Source organism: Actinomyces sp. ICM47 (genome assembly GCF_905369875.1).
Lineage (GTDB): Bacteria > Actinomycetota > Actinomycetes > Actinomycetales > Actinomycetaceae > Pauljensenia.
In genome coordinates this window covers 61,010-82,718 of the sequence record NZ_CAJPJE010000004.1, presented here as the reverse complement: position 1 = coordinate 82,718, position 21,709 = coordinate 61,010, and the positions used below count along the sequence as shown (strand labels likewise).

Below are 21,709 nucleotides of genomic sequence, written 5' to 3'. Positions count from 1 at the left end.
GCTCATGATCAGTGCATGCGAGACGGAGGATGGTGTCGTCTTCGATATGAGCGAGCTGGAGGCCGACGCGCTGCGCTCATATGCCGATGGGCTTGTTGCCGACCCCAAGCATCCTTTCGTTGAGCTGCTGCGCAGCCAGGGCCTCGTCGTCGGTGACACTCCCGTCCCACACCTTGCTGTGCTCCTTGAGGCGTTCTCGCAGGCGACGAAGGTGCTCACCGCCTGGGTCGTTGCCCCGGCTGGATGTCGCCGCGTCACCTTCTTTGTGGGTCCGCGCTCCGCCGTGGTGTCGCGGTGTGATGAGGGTGGACTGTACGCGGGCGAGGATGACCTGTTGTCGGTGTGGGCTATCGACTCCGCGCAGCTGCGCGAGACCTTTTTCGAACTTAGCGCCTTGGGGGAACCCTCCGGCGACGGGATTGTGTCGACGGCGGTACCGGAGGTGCTCTTTGATGTCCTCGAGCGGGGTGATGCCACGGAGATTCTTGTGGAGGTACCGAAAGTTGCCCGCGAGATTGCCGACGTGATTGATACTGATGTCGATGAGGTGACAGGGGCTTTCTGGGCGGATGTCGCGGATGATTCGTGGGTGGGACTCGCCGTACGGGTCATCGATGTGGTGTCGTACCCGGATCTGTCGGGTGACAGTTGGCGTTTGATTGGTACCAGCGAGGAGGTATGCGAGGTGCTGGCGGGCGTGGAGTTTACTGAGCTGTACCCCGATGAGGTGCCTCTGCTGGCGGATGAGGACGGTGAATTCTGGGCGGCAGTTGCTTCATCGTCGCCGGAGGTGCTCTGGGAAGATATCGAGGACGTACTCGCTGAATAGTCCACCTGTCGATCCGCAGGTCTCACAGTCTGAGATTGAAAGGTGTCAATTATTTACTACATCTCTGGTCAAATGATGCCCATGGGTCGGTTTTTCGCGTTTTACGTGTGTCGCTGCGCGGTTCGCCGAGTGTCTGACCGAATGACTTATAAAACATTGCAATACGGCTGAAAAACAGTCAGATGCTGTCTGCAACATGGTTGACACTTTTATTGGCATGTTGGTTAATTTCCCCTGTCTTCCCTGAAATGTCAAAGGCTTACATCTAACCAAACGGTAGGGTTTGTGTTAGGTAATCCACCGTTATTTGTCCTCACTAAGTAACGATTTGGCGTACGATAGATACTGTTCAACTACGAAGCCAACACGTCACGACAACGAACGGAGAGTTATGTCGGTTCGCAATGCACTGCTTGCACTCGTCGCGCAGCAGCCCGCGGGTGTCTATCGCCTCAAGCAGATGTTCGAGGAGCAGACGTGTGGGGCATGGCCGCTGAACATCGGCCAGGTCTACCAGACCATGCAGCGTCTTGAGCGTGACGGCCAGGTTGTGTCTCACGCTGAAACCAATGCCGGTCGAGACTCTGAGGTTTTCGAGCTGACCGACGCAGGTCGCGATGTCCTCACCGCCTGGTGGTCCACCCCTGTTCCGCGTGAGCACCCTGAGCGCGACGAGCTTGTGATGAAGCTCGCCGTGGCCGCCGCCGACCCGACGGTCGATGTCGAAGCCATGATCCAGACGCAGCGTCGTTCGACCCTGGGTTCCCTGCGTGACGTCACCCGCCTCAAGGCCTCGGCCGATGAGGGGGAACTCGCGTGGAAGCTCATTCTTGAGCGCCACATCTTCGACCTTGAGGCCGAGCTCAACTGGCTCGACCACATCGAGTCCGGTGCGGTCTCCGAGGCCGCGCGTCGCGCCGCCTTCGCTGCTGCGAAGGGGCGTTCGATGAACTGGGCTCAGGCCGAGGCCGGTATTTCGGAGCGTGCCGGGGTGCGATGAGTCAGCCTGCGCCGCTACCGATCAGGATGGCCGGCGTCGGACATGAGTTCGGCGCAAACGGCGTCCGAGTGAGAGCGCTCGACGGGATCGACCTTGAGGTTGGGCCCGGCGAGCTTCTCGCTGTTATGGGACCGTCTGGATCCGGCAAGTCGACGCTGCTGTCAATCGCTGGCGGCCTTGAGCGGCCGACACGCGGAAGCGTCTACGTCAACGGGATCGATTTGGCCTCGTTGGATAGCGTTCACCGCGCTGAAGTGCGTCGACGCTCGATTGGCTACGTCTTCCAAGATTACAATCTGATTCCGTCGCTGTCAGCCCTCGAAAACGTTGAGATGCCGCTGCAGCTGGACGGGGTGAGTCCTTCGAAGGTACGTGCGGCCGCGATGGCCGCTCTCGCCGAGGTTGGTGTCGCAGAACTCGCGGATCGCTTCCCCGAGAGGCTCTCCGGTGGCCAACGTCAACGTGTCGCCATCGCTCGCGGCCTCGTTGGTAACCGGTCGGTCATTCTTGCCGACGAGCCAACCGGCGCGTTAGATTCTCACACTGGCGAACAGATCATGTTGGTGTTGCGTGACCACATAGATGCTGGTGCAGCGGGTATTCTCGTGACTCATGAGGCCAGAATGGCCGCATGGGCAGACCGAACAGTGTTCCTGCGAGACGGTCGTATCGTTGATCGTTCGCGCGGGGATTCTCTGAGGGACCTGCTCGCCGACGCAGCACCAAGGACCTGATGAGCCGACTCAACACACGGATGAGGCGATGGGGAGTAGTACTCCGCATCGCCTCTCGTGATGCACGCCAAAGTCTTGGGCGCACCTTCACTGCCGTGATCCTTATCTCCCTGCCGATTATCATCGCGATCGGATCGCTGACGTTCTGGGATGTGACGACGTCCCAGCGCTACCAGGCCTCCTCCTGGCTGGGACACAACTCCGACTCCCAGGCCGTGACGCTGCGCCGTTCGACAACGGCTCTCGACCAGGACTTCACCGCGGACCGCCTCGCAAAGACGGCGTCGGATGACGATGTTGACGTCACTATGGAGACCCTCAGCGACTGGGCGCCGACCGGAGACCAGTTGGTCGCGGTTGACACGCTCTATCAGCTCCATATGACGGCACCGGATGGAACCGGGTACACGGTAGACAATGGCACGCAGACCGCCTCCTTGGACGCGCCGCGCGTCGAGGCAGGTAACAAGCACGGGTCTCTCCCCGCTCAGCATGCCGTGGTTTCCGACGACGTCGCCCGTGCCCTCGGCGTCGAGGCCGGAGACACGGTCGCGCTCTCCGTGACGGTGTCGAAACAACGCGCGGCGCAGTCCATCGAAGGCAGCGCTGTTATCGACGCGATCATCAAGGGTGAGGGGCGCGCAATCGTCGGCGACGGCACGCTCGACATTGATCGTTTAGCTGTCGCTGGACGCACGCAGACGGCCTGGTATGTGACGGGGCCTGTGCCCGTGACATGGGAGAAGATTCGCGAGCTCAATGCGTCCGGCTTCTCGGTCGTCTCGCGCCACGTACTCGCCAACCCGCCCGATGCCTCGGCGCTTCCTTCACAGATCGCCCAGTACGAGGTCCCTGAGGCCTTGCGCAACGCGAACCCGTGGCAATACCTGCTCCTGGTCGCGGGTGTTCTCCTGATCCTCACCGAGATGATCCTGCTCATCTCGCCGCTCTACACGGTCGCGCAACGCTCCGTGATGCGCACAGCTGCGATGATCGTTGCTAACGGCGGCGACCGCTCCGACGGGCGACGCCTCACAATCGCGCACGGTCTCATCATCGGCGCGTACTCAGCAGCCTTCTCAGTCGTGTTGTCTGCCTGCGCCATGCTGGGGATCGGACTGTGCTCCGGCCTTGGCCTCGGCATTGTGCCGCTGTGGCCGCTGGGCCTGTCCGCTCTCCTGCCCATTCTGCTGTCGCTGATGGCCTCGGTATCACCGGCGCATACCTCCTCCCACATCGACACCTCCGCGGTCATCGGCGGACGCTTCTGGGAGCCATCGCGTCTGGTGCGTCGCCGCATGATCTACCCGATTGCGCTGTTGACTGGCCTGCCGGTGCTGGGCGTCGCCGCATGGTACGGGTCGGTCCTTGCCCTCGTTGTCGGTATTGCTCTCCTCGAAATCGGCCTCATCGGCTCGATCCCCTACATCTTTACGTGTTGGCGGGTGCCCAAACGCCGCGCATCCATGAGTATGCGCCTGGCCCTGCGCGATGCTGTCCGCAACGGACACCGTACGTTCCCGGCCATGGCCTCGATCCTGACGACCGTGTTCGTCGCTTGTGCCCTCCTCATCACGCTTTCCTCGTCGAACGAGGCCGGCTGGAATTCGCGTCCGCACGTGGGCAAGCGTGGGCAGATCTTTGTGTCCACGGTCGACAAGACGGATTCGAATACCCGCTCGCGTGCGCTCATGAAGGCAGCGACGGAGGCCGTGAAGAACCAGCGCACCGTCACCTCATCCGCAGAACTCAGCGGCATGGCGTGGAACTCTGGTCCCGGTGGGCCGGTCACCATGGTTGAAGCGATTTCCCCGGACGGAAAGTCCACCTTCACGATGGCAGCCGACATGGGTACCATGGCGGAGCTGGACGTCGCCTACATCGTCGACGACGGTACCTACCTGCGCCAGGCCGGCTACCTGAACGAGAACGACATGGTGCGCGCGGTCGCGACGCTGAACTCGGGTGGCGTTCTCATTCCCGACAGGAAATACATTGACGGCGCGGGCCAGGTGAAGCTGCGCAGCCTCGATATGCAGGCGATTGCGGACGCAAAAGCCGCCGGCTTTTCTGACAACGAACTGCCGGACGCGCGCGTGATGGGCACGCAGATCTTCCCTGCATCACCGCTGACGCGCGTCAACGTCATGGTGCTCTCCCCGAGCGCCGCAGCATCCTTGGGCCTCAAGGCGGTGCCGCTCGGACAGCTCCTCTCGGTGGATGCGCCCGTGAGTACGGTGGATGCGCCCGCGTTCCAGGCGACCATCGCGCGTCAGGTTCCGGGCGCATCCGCCCAGGTCATCACGCCGACCATGCGTTCGCAGATCCTGCCCTACATTGCTGCCCTCATCGCTGTTGTCGCCGCGGCAGCGACGGTCGCCCTCGTCGTGGCTCTCTCGGCCTCGGACATGCGCCCTGACCTCGATACTCTCGATGCGATTGGCGCTGCCCCCGCGATGCGCCGTCACGTCACGACCTGGCAGGGCGTGGTCCTCGCGCTGAACGCGATTCCCACGGCGGTCCTCTCGGGTCTCGTCGTCGGTGTCCTCGCCGTCATCACGTTCGCCCGATCGGGCATCTTCCCGACTCTCACCACGCTGTGGCCGGTCGTGCCGTGGAGAGCACTGCTTGGCATGCTGATCGGCATGCCCTTGCTGTGTGCGCTCGTCGCCATCGTGCTCACGCCGCGCCACCAGAAGCGCATCCGCCGTATCAACTAGGCTCCGCGATGACTGACGCCCCCGAGACGGTTGTGATCCCGCCAGGTGCCTTGGCCTCGTCCTCCGTGCGCGTGGACACGTGGCTGTGGGCAACCCGCCAGCTCAAGTCGCGCTCCCAGGCCACGGCCGCCGTACGCGCCGGGCACGTGCGCGTTAACGGCGACCCCGTCAAGGCCGCCTACAAGCTGCACGTGGGCGACGAGGTGCGTCTGCGCATCGAGGGCTTTGATCGCGTCCTCGGCGTCGTGCTGCTGCTGGCCAAGCGCGTCTCCTACCCGCAGGCGCGCACCGCCTACGATGATCGCACGCCCGAGCGTCCGCGCGTTCACGTCCCCGTCGCCATGCGCGAGAAGGGCAGTGGGCGTCCGACGAAGAAGGAACGACGCGAACTCGACCGCCTGCGGGGCTACGACTCTCACGAGCACTACTGACCCTCTTTGACGAGGCCGTGGCTGAGCTGCGCGCGGTGGTTATGCATGAGGTCCCGCCGCCTGAGAGAGGCGACGGGACCGGGAACCAGTCGTATGAGTTCACTCGTCCGGGTAGAACGCGTCGGGGTACAGCTTGTAGTACGATCCCCATTTTTCGTCGTACGCGGTATCAAACTCGAAATCCGCCTTGCCTTCGCGGGGGACTGTGAACGTGTAGGCGTTAGGTTCGGTGTGGCCCACCTGAGTTGCGGCCGTGTCGTAGGTGACTGTGAAAACGAGGGTAACAGAGACGCTCGGATAGACGCTCAGGGCAGGCTTCTTATCTGCCAGAACCTCGATGGATCCGGTGCAGTGCGCCGCAGTCTTGTTGTCGTTCAGTGAGCACGTCTGATCGAATTTGAAGACATCTTCCGCGGTGTAGGTGGAGATCAGGTTCGCGATGGTGACCTTATTTGGGCACTCTGCGTCGATCGCTTGCCTGTACTCATCGGTGGCGGTGCGGTACTCGTTGTAGATCTCGCCCATGTCCGCGCGATTGTCAGCTCTCACGCTTGAACACCAGTTTGTGGTCTGCGTTGCCTTGGTCTGCGCTGCGATCTGCTTCGTCTGAGCTGTGAGGTCGCGTGCCTGATTGAGGCGAACACCTGACACAACACCGAGCGTGATTGTCGCACCCATGAGTGGGACGAGAAGGATGGCCATAGCGGCGTTGTAGATGGATAGCTTCTTGTTCTTGGGGGGTGTGCCCGAGGAGGTGGGCTGATTGTGACTCACTTCGCTGCCTCCTTCGCCTTCTCAAGATCACTGTTCGCATTGTCGAAGCTTTGTTGAGCCTGTTTGTACTCGCTGGTCGCGGACATGTACATCCGGCCCGTCAGGGCCAGGCCAGCGCTGAATCCGATGACGAGGAGCGTTGTGATGATCGCCGTGATGATCTGGTTCTTTGGGATCTGAATGGTTGGCCCGTCGGAGTACCTGGGCGACTTCTTGGGCGGCTGCACGGGCGCAACGGCGGGGTGAGTGGGGACATCGGGAGCAGGATGAAGTCCGTCGGGTTCTTCTCCCGGGCGTACGATACGACCGGTGACCGGATCGACAGTACCGGTGATGGACTGGGCGGCGGTGAAGGGATGGGCAGTGGTCCCCGTGACGGGGCGGGCAATAGAGCCTGTGAAGCGGTCAATGTGGCCGGTTGTAGCGTGTGCGATGGTGCCGGTAATGGGGTCGATGGGACCCGTGGTAGGCGGAGGTACCGAGCCGGTGACGGGACCGTTGCTGGCCCGCTCGTCTGCGATGTAGTTCTCTGTCCAGTCCGAACCGTTCCACCAGCGCAGCCGTGGGGTTCCGTCTGGGTCTGGGTACCAGCCTTCGATGGGGTTGTTCACAGGAGGCTCCTTTCGTGGTATCCCGCCATCGGTGAGGATGGCTGGAATGAGTCGGCGAGGCCGACGTCCGGACTCATCAGTGTTACATGTCCGAGGGCCACCATGCTGTCATCGTGGCCCCGCACTCTGTATTGCCTGTCATGTTGGGATCGTAGGGGACTGTCACGGAAAAGGTGAGCGGCGTTCCGGGTGTCAGCGTCGCTGTCGTGGTCCCCTGGTAGGGGGACGTTGGGTTGAAGCTCTTGTTTTTCTCCGTGGTGTAACCGATGATGGCCACGTTCAGGGGACCAAACATCGTAATGGTACTCGACTGCTTGACAGCGAGGGTGCCTTTGATCGTCGTGGTGACCTTATTGGCTGTGCACTCAGTCATGGTGATCGTAAAGTCGGCGTTGGACAGGGTGCGCTGCGCGTTTGCCAGTGCTTCTTTGTTTGAGCATTGAGAATGGATCGAGTCTTTGACGGCTTGTGTCGAGGAGTCGTACGTCTTGATGATGTCGCGCATCGATGAGACGTTTCCGCGCGTGACCGAATCGCACCAGGCGGCGGCGCTGGCGTCTACGTTCACGGAATCAAGGCGCGTTTTGGCGTCTTTGATGGCCCGGTTGATGGACGCCTTATCGGACTGGGCCTGTTCGGCCTGGGATGTGAAGGTCTCTGCCGCGTGTGTGCGCCACACGTTGATTCCGCCGACGGCGGCGGACAGGGCGATGAAGATGACGGCCAGGATGGCGCCTGCGACGGTTGTGGCGCGCAGGGGAGCGGGGGCGGTGCTCACTGCTGGGCCTCCTCGATCTGGCGGTTGATGTCGTCGAGCGTGGATTGAGCCCGGTCGCGTTCCTCTTGTGCGTGCCGTGCTTTCTCCTTGGCATCCTCGTAGATCGCGTTGGAGTCGCCCAGGTGGGACCACGTGAACACGAGGACGCCGATGAAAGCGATGACCAAGATCCAGGAGGCGGCGCAGGCCAGCGCCCAGTGAGCGGTGGTGTGCTTCTTGGGGGCGTCCTGGGTGCTGGTCGCGCTGGTGCTCTCCATCGACGAGGCCGGGGTGGCCTCGGCAGTTAGGGTGGGCCTGGGGGAGGGTGCTGAGTCAGTTTCCGTCGTGGGGGAGGGGGTGGCCCCTCGTTTGGCGGTGAGCGGGGGGTGAGCCTTGGTGTCCCGAGGAGCCGAGGCCTCGGCCCTGAGCGCGGGGGCGGCGGCGGTCCGCGCGCCCAGGCGTTGCCTGCCTCGGGGCGCTACGGCCTCGTTGTGGGCGGGAAAGCGAGGTTTACTGACCGACTGGTTCTGTATCGCGTAGGGCATGACGTAGTTGGTCCACGAATGGCCGTTCCACCAGCGCAAATGGGGGGTGCCGCTCGGGTCTGGATACCAGCCTTGCGCGGGCTCGCTCATCGTTGTTGCCTTCCCGTTACGAATAAAACTATTCCCTTGGTCAGGAAGTTTAGCCGTAGGAGGGATGGCGGGCAACTATCCGGTTAGATTCCCGTCGGCCAGAAACCTGTCGCAGCCGTGTAACAGTCAGCGCCCTCCAGGCCTGGGTTGGGGATGGTCACGCTGTAGGTGGTAGTTCCGCCCGACGGAATCGTGACGGTCGTCTGACCGAGTGCCTTATCTCTAATGGTAGGTTTGCCATTCTTCTTCATATAGACACTGACTGTCAGATCAATATCGCCCACGTCAGACAGGGGCTGATAGTCGAACCACACATCACCCGAAAACGTCACAGTGTCGTCGGAGATTTCGCAGGTATCCGTCGAGCCGACAAACTGGCGAGGAGCCGACGCGAGAGCGTCGACGAATTCCTTCTTCTTGGGGCAGTACTCGGTGATCGCGTCGAGCTGAGCCGTCGGCTTCATACTGAGTTCGCTTGCCTTCTCCTGCAGCAGAGAAACGCTCGAGTAGGCGGGGGTGAACTCGTCGCACCAAATCTGAGCCGCCTTGTCGGATTTCGCGTTGTTGATCTCGTTGCGTACGTTCGCGGTCTCGGTCTCGGCATCCTTCTTCTGCGTCCGCAGGTTATTGGCGTCGGTGCGTGTTTGCTCCGCCTTGGCACTCTGAGAGTAGCTGGCGTAGCCCAGGGCAGCGGTCGTCACGAGTAGACATGCGGCGAGGAATGCGCCGACGAGCGTCAGGATCCTGTAGGTGCCCGGCGAGGACTCTGCGGGCTTGTTCGTTGCGGCGGGCGTGGTCACTTCTGCGTCTCCTCAAGGTCCTTCTTCGCCTTGTCGAGGCCTGACTGCGCCTCGTTGTACTCACTTTGTGCACTGGCGTGCTCGGATTCCGCGTCGGCAAGCTCCTTGCTTGCGCGTGTGAAGGCCATGCCGGCGTACACGGCGGACGCGGCGAAGAGAACGACCGCGATCCATGCAGCGACCAAGCCGATGAACCAGCCACTCCCGGTTCGGGGATTGTTTTCCTGCTCGTCGTCTGCCTCGTTCGCTGAGTCCTCGGAGTTTGAGAAGACCGGCGTGATGCCGGTGTTCTGATAGGGATTGGAGTGAACCTTCGGTGCTTGCTGGGAGGAAGGAAAGCGGGGCGAACTCATGCCTTGCTGGGTGGGCGTTGCCTGGGGGCAGGATGCGCCCTGGGCCTGGGGGGCACCCTGCTGCATGGCGGCGTTGTACGGCAGAGGTACCCCACGCATGGGCGCGGGCGTGCCCTGCTGAGGCTGAGTGCCGGGCATGGGAAGGTACTGATCGGTCCAGATGCCGCCGTTCCACCAGCGCAGACGCGGGCTACCAGCGGGGTCTGGGTACCATCCGGGAACTGGTTGAGACATGACCATCCTTTCGGTTACTGAGTGCAGTCTATACCTAACGCGTGAGCCTTATAACGCGCGTATCGCACAGGTCGTGACGCCTGGTATTGCGCGTGACAGGTACCCTGAAAGGTATGGCTGCTCTCTTCTCGTCCTCACCCTTGCTCGCGCTTTTTCTCGTTGTCGCGTTGGGTGCGGCGATCGGAGCGATACGTATCGGCCCCCTGCGTTTTGGTGCGGCGGGAGCGCTCTTTGTTGGCCTCGCAGTCTCGGCTCTGCATCCCGAGGTTGTCAGTAACCACATGTCGATCGTCCAGCCGATGGGTCTGGCGTTCTTTGTCTATTGCGTCGGTATTTCCGCGGGCGCGACATTCTTCCAGAATTTGCGTAAGCAGACGAACCTCCTCGCCCTCACGACGATCGTGTGTGTCGTGGGCGTGCTCATTGCCCTCGTTGGTGGTCGCCTCCTCGGCCTGTCTTCGGGCCTGACCTCGGGCCTCTTCACGGGTGCGCTGACGGCCGCTCCCGCCCTCGATACGGCCACCCGCCTCACGGGGGACCCGAACGCGGCGGTCGGATACGCCTTCGGCTATCCGGTGGGTGTCATCGGCGGCATCCTCATCGTGACGATCACCGTGACGAGGAAGTGGGTCGGCCCCAAGGACACGCCTTCCCTCGCGGGGTCCTCCCTGGAGGCCGTGAGTATTCGCGTGTCCAAGCACATCAACACGCGCGACATCGACGCGTGGCGCGACCAGCGCGTGCGCCTGTCCTACCTGCGTCGTGACGGGCGCACCCGCGTCACCGCTCCCGGCGAGGACCTGTTGCCGGGCGATCACGTCGTCATGGTCGGGGACCCCGAGTCCATCAAGGAGACGGCGCCACTCGTCGGCGAGATCCTCGACCACAACCTCGAGGACGACCGTTCCGACCTCGCCTTCGAGCGCATCGTCGTGTCCAACCCCGACGTCGCCGGCCGCAGCGTCTGCGAACTCAATGTCACCAAGCGCTTCGGTGCCGTCATCACGCGCGTGCGCCGAGGCGACCTGGACCTCCTGGCCCGCGACGACCTCGACCTGCAGCTCGGCGACCACGTCGCCGTCGTCGTCCCCACGGACGAACTCGACGACATCGCCGAGTGGCTCGGTGACTCCGAGCGTCGCGTCGCCGAGGTCGACGGCATGGCATTCGGCATCGGCCTCGTTCTCGGTCTGCTCCTGGGCATTGTGTCCTTCCCCCTGCCGGGCGGCCAGGGGTTCCAACTCGGTGCCGCCGCGGGTCCGCTGATCGTCGGCATGCTCCTCGGTGCCCTGCGTCGCACCGGACCGCTCGTATGGACCCTGCCCGCCGCCGCGAACCTGACGATCCGCCAGATCGGCCTCATGCTCTTCCTCGCGGCTCTCGGACTGAATGCCGGCCCTCAGTTCGCGAGCCTGCTCGGTAGTCCCGACGGTTGGCGCGCCGCCCTTCTCGCCGCCGTCATGGTCGTTGTGTGCTGCGGTATCCAGGCCATCGGCGCGAAGTTCATCGGCCTGTCCTCCGCGCGCGCCGCCGGCGGCATCGCGGGCTTCCTCGGCCAGCCGGCAGTCCTGCAGGCCGCCGAGGCCCGCGTCACCGACGAGCGCATCGAGGCCGCCTACGCGACCCTCTTCGCGTTCGCGATTATCGTCAAGATCCTGCTCCTGCCGCTCATCACCTCCTTCCTGTGAGCGCCGTAGACTAGGGCCATGGCTACCCCCGACTTCGTCCTCGAGCTGCGCCGACACGTCGGCCATGCACCCCTGTGGATGCCCGGCACGACCGTCGTTATCGCACGCCCCGCTCCGGGATGTGCACCCATCGATTGGGAGCGACCCATCGCGCCCGAGGCCGTCGAAATCCTATGCGTGCGTCGCTCCGATAACGGCACTTGGACGCCGGTGACGGGTATCGTTGATCCGGGCGAGGAACCCGCCGTCGCAGCCGCCCGCGAGGCGTTGGAGGAAGCCGACGTGCGCATCGAGGTGCGCCGCCTCCTTTCCGTCGAAGTCGTCGGCCCCGTCACCTACGACAATGGCGACGTCACCACCTACCTGGACGTCGCCTTCGCCGCGCAGTGGGTGAGCGGCGAGCCCACCCCCGCCGACGGCGAAAATAGCGAGACCGCGTTCTTCCGCGGCGACCAGCTCCCGCCCATGAACGACCGCTTCCGCCGCGCCGTCGCCAAGGCGTTGAGCGCCCGCCCCGAGGCCGACTTTCTCACCGTTTGAGGCCGCGTGACCTGCGGGCGTGCCCCGGCCTCGTTCCTGCAGCCGCAAAACTTCTTGTCTTTGTGTCAAACCCCTTGCGGGACTGAAGTCCTAGTGGTGGAATGGGGGTATGGATACTCCTAGCAAGATTGCATACTCCGTCACCGCCGACTCCACGGGCGGCCGCGCCGGCACCTCCTCCGTCCCCGCGCTCGGCATCACCCACATCATGCGCGCCCCCAAGGAACTGGGCGGCCCCGGCGACGGAGCCAACCCCGAAGCCCTCTTCGCCATGGGCTACGGTGCCTGCTTCCAAGGCGCCATGGGCCTGGCCGCCAAGGAACTGGGCATCGACACCAAGGACTCTGTCGTGCGCACCACCATCGGCCTGGGCCCCGAGGGTGACTCCTTCGCCCTGACCGCCGACATCAAGGTCTTTATCCCCGGCGTCGAACTCGACCGTGCCCAGGCCCTCGTCGACCGCGCCCACCAGCTGTGCCCCTACTCCAAGGCCACGCGCGGCAACGTGCCCGTCACCGCCACCGCCGTCGCCACCCTCTGAGGACATCCGATAGACAAAAGAACCCCAGCCTCGCCAATTGATGGACGAGGCTGGGGTTTCTTCATGCGCTCAGGCGTGCCCGTGCGTCAGACACGACCGGGGCTTGCCGCGCGCACGGCGTCGCCCTTCGGGTTTGCCGAGCGCGGGCGATCCCGGGCGCTCAGGCACCGCTGGGGGTGCCGCGCGCACGGCGTCGCCCTTCGGGTTTGCCGGGCGCGGGCGATCCGGGCGCTCAGGCGCCGCGCCAGTACGCCTCCAGCGCCTTCGACAGCGTCAGCAGGTCATCGATGTGGCTCATCTCGCGCGCCGAGTGCATCGACAGCAGGCCCACGCCCACATCCACCGTCAGGATCCCCAGACGCGTCGCCGTGATCGGGCCGATCGTCGTGCCGCACGGCATCGCGTTGTTGCCCACGAAACTCTGCGAAGGCACACCCGCCGCCGCGCACGCCCGATTCCACAAGGCAATGCCCTCGCCATCCGTCGCGTAACGCTGCTTCGAATTGATCTTAATGACCGGGCCACGCCCCATCACCGGGCGGTTATCCGGATCATGATGGCCCGCGTAGTTCGGATGCACCGAATGCGCCGCGTCTGCACTCACGCACGACGAAGCCGCCAGCATCCGCTCGAAGCCATCCTCATCGCGGCCCAGTGCTGTCGCCGTGCGGCGCAACACCGTCTCCAAGATCGGGCCGGCCGCACCCGTGCGCGAACCCGACCCCACCTCCTCGTGATCGAAGCACATAAACACCGTGACGTCGCCGCCCGCGGGCACATCCTCCGCGGCGAGGTGCTCCAGGGCCACCAGGCCCGGGTGCACGCTCGACAGATTATCCTGGCGCGAGGCCGCGATGAACTGGCCCTTGTCGCCGAAGAAACCCGGCCCCTGGCTGGGGGTCAGGATCAGGTCGAAGGCCGCGATCTGCGAGGCGTTGTCCAGGCCCGCCGTGCGCGCCACGTACTCCAGCACGTTGCCGTACGGGTTATCCACCGTCCACACCGGATGCAGGTGCTTCTGCGGATCAAGCTTCAGGCCGAGCGGGTTCACGTCGCGATCCAGGTGAATAGCCAGCTGCGGGATACGCGCAATCGGGCCAGTACGCGCCAGAACAACCTCGCCGCTGGTCAGAATTAGGCGGCCCGCCAGCGTCAGCTCGCGATCCAGCCACGAGTTCCACATCATGCCGCCGTACACCTCGACGTCAATCTGGCCCCAGCCGTCCGGCGTCGTCGACTGCACCGACGGCTTCACCGAAAACGCCGGCGAATCCGTGTGCGCGCCCACAATGCGGAAGCCCGCGTCCTCGGCGACTGTTTCGGGCACGAACCACGCGGCCACCGCGCCACCGCGCACCATCACGTGGCCGCCCGGGGACGCGTCCCACGCGCCCTTCTCGTCGACGCGCGTAAACCCAGCGTCGACCAGGCGCTGAGCCACGACCTCGGCCGCGTGATAGGGGGTGGGAGAATCAAGAAGGAAATGCTGATAGTCCACCGCGTTCGCATGGACCTCATCCAATTCAAGCTGTGCCATGCCTCCCATGGTAGAACTCTCGGCGGGGCGCGGCCTACGATTGACACATGAGTGAGATCCCCGCATACACCCTGAACGATGGCCTGGATGTTCCCGTGATCGCGCTGGGAACCTACAACCTGCGCGGCGCCTCGGGCGTGGCCTCCATGGTGTCCGGCATCGAGGCCGGGTATCGCATGCTGGACAGCGCCTTCAACTACGAAAACGAGGGCGCCCTCGGTGCCGCCGTCCGCCGCTGCGGCGTTCCCCGCGAGGACCTGCGCCTCGTCTCCAAGCTCCCCGGGCGCCACCAGCGCTACGACGAGGCCGTCTACACCGTCGAAGAATCCCTCATGCGCGCCGGCCTGGACTACTGGGACATGTACCTCATCCACTGGCCCAACCCCAAGCGAGGCCTCTACGTCGAAGCATTCCAGGCCCTGCTGGACGCGCGCGACCGCGGCCTGATCCGCTCCGTCGGCGTGTGCAACTTCCTGCCCGAACACCTCGACCGCGTGCACGCCGAGACCGGCGAGTACCCCAGCGTCAACCAGATCGAACTGCACCCCTACTTCCCGCAGGCCTCGGCGCTGGCCTACCACGAGCAGATCGGCGTGCGCACCGAGTCGTGGAGCCCGCTGGGGCGCAAGTGGCGCATCGTCGAAGACCCCGCGATCATTGCCTTGGCCGCCGAGGCGGGCGTGTCCCCTTCGCGCCTCATCCTGCGCTGGCACTACCAGCTCGGCACCCTGCCCCTGCCCAAGTCCGGTAACCCTGAGCGCCAGCGCGAGAGCCTCGACATCTTTTCCTTCTCACTGTCTTCTGAACAAATGGCGGCGATCAGCGCGCTCGGGCGCCCCGGCGGCCGCCAGGCCGACCAGAACCCGGAGTACTACGAGGAGTTCTGACTTCTGGGCGGCGCTTGCGGTGCCGCTGGTGTTCCGGGCACCGTCGGGCCCGGCCACCGCCCACGGGCACCGTGGCCTGCCCGCAGGCCCCGCGGTGGCCTCCAACCGGGCACGGACATCGGGATCCGCGAATGAGCTTGTTGCTCGGGGTATTGTGCCGCACGGGGAGGCATTGCGCCGTCTAGCTGCTAGTGCATTGCTTCCTGAACTAGTAGTGGGGTTAAGAGCTGCTGCGTACGTGGATAGGTTGTTGCTTCATGGATAGGTTATGACCGCGCGGATAGCTTATTAGCCTATCCGCATCGTCATAACCTATCCGCATCGTCGGCTGCCAGGTCATGCCGCCGCCCACGGGCGTGAGGAATAGGGCGTGGGTCTACGGGTTGCGCGCTCATCGCCTCAAACAAAGCGCCCGCCCTCACGTCATGCGGGGCGGGCGACGACAGTGACGGCAAGCATTGCTAGCGTCACATGTGAGGCAAACAGTGAAAGCGCGAGCTTACTTCTGCTTGAGGGTCACGCGGTATACGTTGGTCTCGCGCAGCTGGAAGCCGGCACGCTGGTAGAGGCGGTTCGCGGCCTCACGCGAGGGACGCGACGTCAGATCGACGGTGCGCGCACCAACATTCTTCGCGTGCTCGACGGCTGCCTCCACGAGGGCGAAACCGGCACCCTGACCGCGTGCGGCCTCGTCGACGACGACGTCCTCCACCCACGCGCGCACGCCGGTGGGGATCTCGAAGGCCACCAGGGACAGCATGCCGAGAATCGGGCGGTTGCCCTGGGCATCCGCCTCGTCCGGGCGGAATACGAACAGGTGCACGCTGTCCTGGGAGAGGAAGCGCTGCACGTCGGCCTCGCTCATGGGGGCGGCGGAGCGGGACAGCTGGGGGATCAGACGCCCCATGGCCTCGTGGATTTCGGGCGTGGCGGCGGTGATGAGTTCGACGGTCATGTTTCTCCTAACGGTTGGTCCAATTGTAGCGGTAAGGGGCGGTGAACCCGAGCGCTTGGGTGGTGCGTGGGATGAGTAATTGCGGACGCGTGACGTATAGTCCACACTTATGTTCTATGGAAACTAATGCTGCCCTGATGGACGTCATCCGCCTCGAAGGTCCCTGCGAGATCGGCGAGATGACGGTCTCGCAGCTCCCCGTCCCGCAGGTGAGGGACGGCTGGATGCGCGTGCGCGTCGAAGCTTTTGGCATCAACGAGTCTGAGTCCCACTCGCGCCGGGGCCTCTCCGATCCGGATTTCACGTATCCGCGGGTCCTTGGGATCGAGGGTGTCGGAGTCGTTGATGAGGTTGCGCCCGGCAGTGTCTTCCAGCCCGGCCAGCAGGCCGCCTTCATGATGGGCGGTCTTGGACGCGAGTATGACGGCTCCTACGCGCACTACACCCTGATTCCCGAGCGTATCGCGATTCCCTTCACGTCCGACCTTGACTGGGCGACGATCGGTGCGATCCCCGAGATGACGCAGACTGCGTACGGCTCGCTCGTCCATGCGATGCGCGCCCGGAGTGGCGACACGATTCTTGTGCGCGGTGGAACCTCGACGGTCGGCCTGATGGCAGTGCGATTGGGTGTGCGCATGGGGATGACGGTGATTGCGACGACGCGCCGCGAGTCTGCCCGTCCGGTCCTGAACGAGGCCGGGGCCGCCCACGTGGTCATCGACGACGGGCGGATTGAGGAGAAGGTGCGCGCTCTCGCTCCGGGTGGTGTGGATGCGGCGCTGGAGCTTGTGGGTATCCCGGTGCTCGGCGATACTCTGCGCTGCGTGCGCCCCGGCGGCATGGTGTCGTTCACGGGGTCGCTGACGGACGTGTGGTCGATGAAGGACTTCTCGCCTTTCGGCCTGATCCCCTCGACCGTGGGCCTCACGGTCTATCACGGCCAGGCCTGGGATCTGCCGGCGTCCGTCTTGCAGGAGGTGCTCGACGCGGTGAAGGCTGGTGAGATGAGTGTGCCGATTGCGAGGGTTTTCCACGGCCTGGAGCAGGTGCCTGACGCGCACCGCGCGCTCGACTCCCATGCGCTGCCCGGCAAGAACGTCGTGGTGTTGGGCTGAGGCCTTCGGGTGGTACTCGACCTACGCGCGTTCGAGGAGGAGGGCGACCTCGGCGTGCCTTGAGGCAATGGCATTGATGTCATCGGTTCAGCCGAAAATATCGTGGGCGAAAACCGTATGACCGAAAAAGCCATACTTTTCTGCTTTTGAAACCACAAAACAGGAATTTGCATGAGAGTCGACACGCCGATGAGACGCTTCGGCTCTCTTTGCTATATCACCACTTCAATTCGCCATCCACGCCCATCGGTCTGGTCAAGAGGTAAAGCCGCACAGGTATCCGGGTATTCCGTTCACCTGCAGGAATAAATCCAGATGTGGATCATGCGGCATCGATCTCACGTGGTTTCTTGTTTTTTCGATTCACAATATGTGGTAGGAAGGTCACCTCGCACCCTGCCAGAATAACTGCAAACATGTTAATCGGCGGATAAATAAAGATCGCCAGAACAATGCCAATCGTCTTAATGCTCAGGTCAGCCGCAACGATTTTCCGGTTACTATAGTCCAACGCGCTCGTCGAACCATTAGCCCTTGCGACCGCTCGCGCAAGCTCCATGTTGGATAGTGAAACACAAATCACCACCGCGCTGTAAAACATCTGTGCAAAAAGGCTTGTGAAGTGATTGCTCACAAAGTCTGTCACATACGGGAAGAAAGAGGCAAAAAACAGCATGATGATGCTCCACCAGATCACCTTGTTGTCTATCTTCTCGATCCTGTGCCAATGGTTATGCATATTCACCCACATAGCGCCAAGCCAGAAGAAGGAAATCGTATAGGAGAAGAAATGCGACCTGAGTGCCCAAAGCGATGCCCAGTCAGCTGTCTCCGGCTTCTCAAGTTCCAGCACCAATATTGTCATGATGATCGCCAATATCGCATCCGTAAATGCAGTGAGTCTTTCTTTGCTCATTTTTCAGGAGCCCCTTTCTTCTTCGCATATGCAAGCTGGATGTCGTAGCCCAGCTTATCGAGCATATCAACAAAGACCTTATTGATGATGCCCTCTTTCTTGTTTATCGGCCTACTAATATACGGTGTGGAGGTGCCAACCATCTGCGCCAGCTGTGTCTGTGTGACATCTTCTTCCAGACATTTTACTGGCTTTTCAGTGTTGAGTGTGGGTGGAGGCGTCTAGGCTTCCTGCGATGAGGAGCATTCGAAGTAGGCGTCGAGTACGCTGGTCGCGTCTTGGAGTTGATCGTCGATGGCGTTCTTGCTGTCCCTGGAGGGGATCCAGCGTCGCGATCTGGATACCGGAGCGAAACTGTTCGCCGCGGTCGGCCAGCCAGTTCTCATGCACGGTGCCAGACCTGCCTGGGACCAGGTCCACTCAAGCAGGCCGTGGGGTGATCCTCCCCTCGTGTCAGGTCTACGATGCCGGTGAGCTCACGGGCCCCGTCGGTGTCGGTCCTGGTGGTACCGCACGCCTCTCATTGATCCCCAGCACCCGAACCTCCGCAAAACGGGCGGGGTCATCAGATGCGGCTTGCAGGCACGGCTTGATGTGGGGCCACACGGTCTTCCGCGTAGTTGCGAGTTGTCGGGCCAGGCCAGCGATGGTGGCTCCTTCGAAGCGCAACTGTCGGATCGTCCGGGTCCCCAGACGCGCCCGGGGTGCGCACATTCGCTCGTCATGTTCCAGGAATGTCACTGTCTGGCAGGTGTGTTCTCGGCACATCCAGCGTCGCTTAAACCACCGGAACCTTGCCGGGGCCTCGGCTCAGGGCGCTTCGATCACCTCCACCACCATACGACCGTGGCCTTGTGCGATTCAGCCCGCAACCCGGGTACCCGCCAGCGGGTTGCACGACTCAACATCGAGTACCAGAGCATCTGGGGTGCGAACCGCGCTCATCGCCCTCCAAAACGACGAGCAGATCGCACCGATCACAACGATCAAGCGACACACAGCAGCAGGTAGGGTGAGACACCACCCGAGGTCCTGTGAAGATCACGGGGGTTGAAGTCCGCTCATCATCAAGGACCTCAACCTCTACCCGCAACCCCTGCACAACACCCGCTCACCCACACTCAACTCGGAAGAGCCCCTTGACCGCCTCCCGGAGGGTCGTGCGGTCTTGCATAGGAGTCGCTCCCAACCTCTACTGTCGACAGTATGAAGATAGACATTTTCAAAAGTCGGTTGCGTGTTGCCATCACAGCAACAGCTCTATGCGCGCTGACCGCATGTAGTGCGATTTCGGGACAAAGCAGCGGCTCGGCTGGTGCCGTAAACGCAACGACGCCGTCTGTGGGCTCGAATACAAACGTGAATAAATCGTTGGTTGTCTATTTTTCCCGAGCGGGAGAGAATTACTGGGACGGGGATCGGAAGAACCTAAAGAAGGGCAATACTGCCGTACTTGCTGAGGAAATAGCAAAGCAGACTGGCGCTGATGTGTATGAGATTGTCGCTGCTGATCCCTACTCAGATGACTATGGCGCAACAGTTGCCCGGAATGTGCGCGAGGAAGACGACGATTCTCGCCCCGCAATTGCTCATACCCTGCCGGATCTGTCTCGATATCAGGTGGTCTACCTTGGCTCTCCGGTGTGGAACTCGACCATGCCGATGATCATGAAGACATTCGTTGAGCAAGCCAAGTGGCAAGGTCAGCAAGTTCGCCCCTTTGTTACCTACGCGGTCAGCGGCATGGCAGGTATCGATGAAGAGTATCAGCGTCTCCTGCCTGACCTTAGCGTCACTCAGGGGCTTGCGGTGCGTGGCGAAGATGTAGCGATCGACCCGGACGCGGCCGAACCTGAAGTAACCCCCGAAACAAGCCAAATTGTTAACCAGTGGGTGAATACCTTGAGTGTTCAACCTAGGTGAATGCGGCGTCACATCTTACGAAGCAGGCAATAATAGTGGCTCTGCAGAGTTGAGTGAGGGGGGAGGCATCTAGGCCTCCTGTGATGGGGAGCATTCGGGTTTGGCAATTGGTGGGGGGCAGTGTTAGAGGGTGTCAGCAATTTGAGTGGTAGCAGTGCTGTTGGAGGGGCTGGTTGTCAGTTGTTGTCCGATCTTGAGTGTTGAGGATCGTGCGGCGATTATGGTGGGGTTGGAGGCTGGCTTGTTCCAGGTGTGTATCGCTCGCTCGATTGGGCGTAGTCCCTCGGTGGTGTGCCGTGAGATCGCCCGCCACCGGGGTCCTGGCGGAGTGTACCGCCAGGCCCAGGACGCCGGGAGAGCGGCGCAGGCGGCCAGGCGCCGCCCTAAGAAGCGGCTCCTGGACCGCGATGGGGTTCTTCGCCGCTGCGTGGTCTCCGATTTGTCCCAGAGGCGCACGCCCCGCCAGATCAGCGGGCGCCTGAGCGAAGCGTCCCTTATACCTGACACAGAGAAGGAAACAGAGGAACAATCTATGACAGAACACTATACAACGAATACAAAAATCGAAGATGTGATAAACGATCCCGTTTTTGGTGATTACGGCAGACTGATTTTTCCGGTGCACTCCGGCTATTATGACGGTAGCACACTCGGCAATCTGTCGCTTACCTGGTACAACTACATAGATTCCGATAAGACAGTGGAGATCTGCAATTACATCAGAAATCAGGCGGAAAACGGGTACACCATCTTTTATGACATTTATACGGAAGAGGAAAAGGCTGCAGATCCGGCGAAAAGAGATACGGGTTTGTTCTTCTTTAAGGGAAATCCTGGCACAAAGTTCGCTATCGTAAACGCCGGCGGCGGTTTTGCCTACGTTGGTGCGATGCATGACAGCTTTCCCCATGCGTTGGAACTTTCCAAGATGGGATACAATGCCTTTGCGCTGATTTATCGTCCCGGCGCACAGACGGCCTGCGAGGATCTTTCGAGAGCGATCGACTTTATCTCCCGGCATACAGATGAACTTCAGGTTGATGCGGATGGCTACTCTCTTTGGGGAGGATCAGCAGGCGGAAGAATGGCAGACTGGGTAGGAACATACGGTACGGAGTATTTTGGAGAGAAAGCCTATCCGCATCCTGCGGCTGTCATCGTAAATTACACCGGACTTTCGGAAGTGACAGGCTACGAGCCACCGACTTACAGCGCCGTAGGGACAAGCGACGGTATCGCAAGCTGGCGGACAATGAAATCAAGACTGGATACCATGTCTGAGATGGGCATTCCCACGGAGTTCCATTCCTACGACGGGCTGCCACATGGATTCGGACTTGGAACAGGAACTGTTGCCGAGGGATGGATCGATGATGCTGTGGCATTTTGGGAAGACCAGATGTGACACAGAAGAAAGCGAGGAATTCTAAATATGAAAAAGCAAACAGCAGGCAGAGAACATTTGGGAGAACTGGCTCCTAAATTCGCCGAATTAAATGACGGCGTCCTTTTGGAGAGTTATGGTAGCGGGAATCACAGCTGTCGCTCCGTGACCGCAGTATGATCACGATTGCGGCACTCTTTTCCGCAGGGCTGTACCCGTAGCTGAAAAGCCATCTGATCCTTTGAAGGACCATATTCCTGCAAATGTGAAGCATTAGCACGGTGCGGCAAAGGACAGCTGGTTCCAGCATATCGCACAGGAAATTTGGCTCTTCCGAGTTGA

Annotated in this window: 22 protein-coding genes and 1 pseudogene; 13 read left to right on the top strand and 10 right to left on the bottom strand. The window is 62.0% G+C overall.

Annotation, left to right across the window (positions count from 1 at the left end; genetic code table 11):
* Positions 1 to 4 precede the first annotated feature (4 nt).
* From QZ149_RS01750 to QZ149_RS01730, 5 genes are all read left to right on the top strand, one after another.
* Positions 5 to 829, top strand: coding sequence for a hypothetical protein (locus QZ149_RS01750; RefSeq protein ID WP_291449208.1), 825 nt, complete (start codon positions 5 to 7; stop codon positions 827 to 829).
* Positions 830 to 1,220: 391 nt separating this feature from the next.
* Positions 1,221 to 1,829 carry a PadR family transcriptional regulator gene (locus QZ149_RS01745; protein WP_009649000.1) on the top strand — a complete coding sequence of 203 codons (609 nt, stop codon included), beginning with the start codon at positions 1,221 to 1,223 and terminating at the stop codon, positions 1,827 to 1,829.
* Positions 1,826 to 2,563, top strand: coding sequence for an ABC transporter ATP-binding protein (locus QZ149_RS01740; protein ID WP_291449204.1), 738 nt, complete (start codon positions 1,826 to 1,828; stop codon positions 2,561 to 2,563). The genes QZ149_RS01745 and QZ149_RS01740 overlap by 4 nt, the downstream gene beginning before the upstream one ends.
* Positions 2,564 to 2,583: 20 nt before the next feature.
* Positions 2,584 to 5,283 (top strand): ABC transporter permease, encoded by a 2,700-nt coding sequence (locus QZ149_RS01735; protein ID WP_291449228.1) that lies wholly within the window; start codon positions 2,584 to 2,586, stop codon positions 5,281 to 5,283.
* 8 nt (positions 5,284 to 5,291) lie between these two features.
* On the top strand, positions 5,292 to 5,714 hold the full coding sequence (locus QZ149_RS01730) for a S4 domain-containing protein (RefSeq protein WP_291449202.1): 423 nt from the start codon (positions 5,292 to 5,294) through the stop codon (positions 5,712 to 5,714).
* A 99-nt stretch (positions 5,715 to 5,813) separates the two neighbouring features.
* Here the strand turns inward: QZ149_RS01730 and QZ149_RS01725 are convergent, their stop codons facing one another.
* The 6 genes from QZ149_RS01725 to QZ149_RS01700 form a co-directional block, all read right to left on the bottom strand.
* Positions 5,814 to 6,488: a hypothetical protein gene (locus QZ149_RS01725; RefSeq protein ID WP_291449200.1), complete on the bottom strand. Its 675-nt coding sequence runs from the start codon at positions 6,486 to 6,488 to the stop codon at positions 5,814 to 5,816.
* Positions 6,485 to 7,099, bottom strand: a complete 615-nt coding sequence (locus QZ149_RS01720; RefSeq protein WP_291449198.1) for a DUF2510 domain-containing protein — start codon at positions 7,097 to 7,099, stop codon at positions 6,485 to 6,487. The genes QZ149_RS01725 and QZ149_RS01720 overlap by 4 nt, the downstream gene beginning before the upstream one ends.
* Positions 7,100 to 7,181: 82 nt before the next feature.
* Complete coding sequence (locus QZ149_RS01715; RefSeq protein ID WP_291449197.1) at positions 7,182 to 7,877, bottom strand: hypothetical protein; 696 nt, start codon at positions 7,875 to 7,877, stop codon at positions 7,182 to 7,184.
* Positions 7,874 to 8,491: a DUF2510 domain-containing protein gene (locus QZ149_RS01710; RefSeq protein WP_291449194.1), complete on the bottom strand. Its 618-nt coding sequence runs from the start codon at positions 8,489 to 8,491 to the stop codon at positions 7,874 to 7,876. Before QZ149_RS01710 ends, QZ149_RS01715 begins: the two co-directional genes overlap by 4 nt.
* A gap of 83 nt (positions 8,492 to 8,574) precedes the next feature.
* Positions 8,575 to 9,291 (bottom strand): hypothetical protein, encoded by a 717-nt coding sequence (locus QZ149_RS01705; RefSeq protein WP_291449192.1) that lies wholly within the window; start codon positions 9,289 to 9,291, stop codon positions 8,575 to 8,577.
* Complete coding sequence (locus QZ149_RS01700; protein ID WP_291449189.1) at positions 9,288 to 9,878, bottom strand: DUF2510 domain-containing protein; 591 nt, start codon at positions 9,876 to 9,878, stop codon at positions 9,288 to 9,290. The genes QZ149_RS01705 and QZ149_RS01700 overlap by 4 nt, the downstream gene beginning before the upstream one ends.
* A 113-nt stretch (positions 9,879 to 9,991) precedes the next feature.
* Here QZ149_RS01700 and QZ149_RS01695 point away from each other — a divergent pair, with 113 nt between their 5' ends.
* From QZ149_RS01695 to QZ149_RS01685, 3 genes are all read left to right on the top strand, one after another.
* Entirely contained in the window at positions 9,992 to 11,566 is a 1,575-nt protein-coding gene (locus QZ149_RS01695) for a TrkA C-terminal domain-containing protein (RefSeq protein WP_291449187.1), read from the top strand.
* 18 nt (positions 11,567 to 11,584) lie between these two features.
* Positions 11,585 to 12,106 carry an NUDIX domain-containing protein gene (locus tag QZ149_RS01690; protein ID WP_291449185.1) on the top strand — a complete coding sequence of 174 codons (522 nt, stop codon included), beginning with the start codon at positions 11,585 to 11,587 and terminating at the stop codon, positions 12,104 to 12,106.
* Positions 12,107 to 12,215: 109 nt separating this feature from the next.
* The gene (locus tag QZ149_RS01685; RefSeq protein WP_291449183.1) at positions 12,216 to 12,647 is read left to right on the top strand and encodes an Ohr family peroxiredoxin; all 432 of its coding nucleotides are present in this window, start codon (positions 12,216 to 12,218) and stop codon (positions 12,645 to 12,647) included.
* 232 nt (positions 12,648 to 12,879) lie between these two features.
* Here QZ149_RS01685 and QZ149_RS01680 read toward each other — a convergent pair whose 3' ends face one another.
* Positions 12,880 to 14,184: a M18 family aminopeptidase gene (locus tag QZ149_RS01680; protein WP_291449181.1), complete on the bottom strand. Its 1,305-nt coding sequence runs from the start codon at positions 14,182 to 14,184 to the stop codon at positions 12,880 to 12,882.
* A 47-nt stretch (positions 14,185 to 14,231) separates the two neighbouring features.
* On the opposite strand from QZ149_RS01680, the gene QZ149_RS01675 reads away from it, so the two are divergent.
* Entirely contained in the window at positions 14,232 to 15,071 is an 840-nt protein-coding gene (locus QZ149_RS01675) for an aldo/keto reductase (RefSeq protein WP_291449179.1), read from the top strand.
* Between the two features lie 499 nt (positions 15,072 to 15,570).
* Here QZ149_RS01675 and QZ149_RS01670 read toward each other — a convergent pair whose 3' ends face one another.
* Complete coding sequence (locus QZ149_RS01670) at positions 15,571 to 16,026, bottom strand: GNAT family N-acetyltransferase (protein WP_291449177.1); 456 nt, start codon at positions 16,024 to 16,026, stop codon at positions 15,571 to 15,573.
* A 116-nt stretch (positions 16,027 to 16,142) separates the two neighbouring features.
* Between QZ149_RS01670 and QZ149_RS01665 the strand changes: the two genes are divergently transcribed.
* Positions 16,143 to 17,144 (top strand): zinc-binding dehydrogenase, encoded by a 1,002-nt coding sequence (locus tag QZ149_RS01665; RefSeq protein WP_291449174.1) that lies wholly within the window; start codon positions 16,143 to 16,145, stop codon positions 17,142 to 17,144.
* Between the two features lie 322 nt (positions 17,145 to 17,466).
* On the opposite strand, the gene QZ149_RS01660 is transcribed toward QZ149_RS01665, so the two are convergent.
* Both QZ149_RS01660 and QZ149_RS01655 read right to left on the bottom strand, forming a co-directional pair.
* Positions 17,467 to 18,060 (bottom strand): TMEM175 family protein, encoded by a 594-nt coding sequence (locus tag QZ149_RS01660; RefSeq protein WP_291449172.1) that lies wholly within the window; start codon positions 18,058 to 18,060, stop codon positions 17,467 to 17,469.
* Positions 18,057 to 18,203, bottom strand: coding sequence for a hypothetical protein (locus QZ149_RS01655; protein ID WP_291449170.1), 147 nt, complete (start codon positions 18,201 to 18,203; stop codon positions 18,057 to 18,059). Before QZ149_RS01655 ends, QZ149_RS01660 begins: the two co-directional genes overlap by 4 nt.
* Positions 18,204 to 19,266: 1,063 nt before the next feature.
* Between QZ149_RS01655 and QZ149_RS01650 the strand changes: the two genes are divergently transcribed.
* From QZ149_RS01650 to QZ149_RS01640, 3 genes and pseudogenes are all read left to right on the top strand, one after another.
* Positions 19,267 to 19,983: a flavodoxin gene (locus QZ149_RS01650; RefSeq protein WP_291449167.1), complete on the top strand. Its 717-nt coding sequence runs from the start codon at positions 19,267 to 19,269 to the stop codon at positions 19,981 to 19,983.
* A gap of 145 nt (positions 19,984 to 20,128) precedes the next feature.
* Positions 20,129 to 20,284, top strand: a pseudogene (locus QZ149_RS01645) (helix-turn-helix domain-containing protein); the annotation flags it as partial.
* 231 nt (positions 20,285 to 20,515) lie between these two features.
* Positions 20,516 to 21,388 carry an alpha/beta hydrolase gene (locus QZ149_RS01640; RefSeq protein ID WP_291449230.1) on the top strand — a complete coding sequence of 291 codons (873 nt, stop codon included), beginning with the start codon at positions 20,516 to 20,518 and terminating at the stop codon, positions 21,386 to 21,388.
* Positions 21,389 to 21,709 lie beyond the last annotated feature (321 nt).

What these genes read in the sequence shown, in the direction of transcription:
- QZ149_RS01750 (WP_291449208.1), top strand. Translation starts at nt 5, where the DNA reads ATGATCAGTGCATGCGAGACGGAGGATGGTGTCGTCTTCGATATGAGC.
- QZ149_RS01745 (WP_009649000.1), top strand. Translation starts at nt 1,221, where the DNA reads ATGTCGGTTCGCAATGCACTGCTTGCACTCGTCGCGCAGCAGCCCGCG.
- QZ149_RS01740 (WP_291449204.1), top strand. Translation starts at nt 1,826, where the DNA reads ATGAGTCAGCCTGCGCCGCTACCGATCAGGATGGCCGGCGTCGGACAT.
- QZ149_RS01735 (WP_291449228.1), top strand. Translation starts at nt 2,584, where the DNA reads ATGAGGCGATGGGGAGTAGTACTCCGCATCGCCTCTCGTGATGCACGC.
- QZ149_RS01730 (WP_291449202.1), top strand. Translation starts at nt 5,292, where the DNA reads ATGACTGACGCCCCCGAGACGGTTGTGATCCCGCCAGGTGCCTTGGCC.
- QZ149_RS01710 (WP_291449194.1), bottom strand. Translation starts at nt 8,491, where the DNA reads ATGAGCGAGCCCGCGCAAGGCTGGTATCCAGACCCGAGCGGCACCCCC.
- QZ149_RS01700 (WP_291449189.1), bottom strand. Translation starts at nt 9,878, where the DNA reads ATGTCTCAACCAGTTCCCGGATGGTACCCAGACCCCGCTGGTAGCCCG.
- QZ149_RS01695 (WP_291449187.1), top strand. Translation starts at nt 9,992, where the DNA reads ATGGCTGCTCTCTTCTCGTCCTCACCCTTGCTCGCGCTTTTTCTCGTT.
- QZ149_RS01690 (WP_291449185.1), top strand. Translation starts at nt 11,585, where the DNA reads ATGGCTACCCCCGACTTCGTCCTCGAGCTGCGCCGACACGTCGGCCAT.
- QZ149_RS01685 (WP_291449183.1), top strand. Translation starts at nt 12,216, where the DNA reads ATGGATACTCCTAGCAAGATTGCATACTCCGTCACCGCCGACTCCACG.
- QZ149_RS01680 (WP_291449181.1), bottom strand. Translation starts at nt 14,184, where the DNA reads ATGGCACAGCTTGAATTGGATGAGGTCCATGCGAACGCGGTGGACTAT.
- QZ149_RS01675 (WP_291449179.1), top strand. Translation starts at nt 14,232, where the DNA reads ATGAGTGAGATCCCCGCATACACCCTGAACGATGGCCTGGATGTTCCC.
- QZ149_RS01670 (WP_291449177.1), bottom strand. Translation starts at nt 16,026, where the DNA reads ATGACCGTCGAACTCATCACCGCCGCCACGCCCGAAATCCACGAGGCC.
- QZ149_RS01665 (WP_291449174.1), top strand. Translation starts at nt 16,143, where the DNA reads ATGGAAACTAATGCTGCCCTGATGGACGTCATCCGCCTCGAAGGTCCC.
- QZ149_RS01660 (WP_291449172.1), bottom strand. Translation starts at nt 18,060, where the DNA reads ATGAGCAAAGAAAGACTCACTGCATTTACGGATGCGATATTGGCGATC.
- QZ149_RS01655 (WP_291449170.1), bottom strand. Translation starts at nt 18,203, where the DNA reads ATGGTTGGCACCTCCACACCGTATATTAGTAGGCCGATAAACAAGAAA.
- QZ149_RS01650 (WP_291449167.1), top strand. Translation starts at nt 19,267, where the DNA reads ATGAAGATAGACATTTTCAAAAGTCGGTTGCGTGTTGCCATCACAGCA.
- QZ149_RS01640 (WP_291449230.1), top strand. Translation starts at nt 20,516, where the DNA reads ATGACAGAACACTATACAACGAATACAAAAATCGAAGATGTGATAAAC.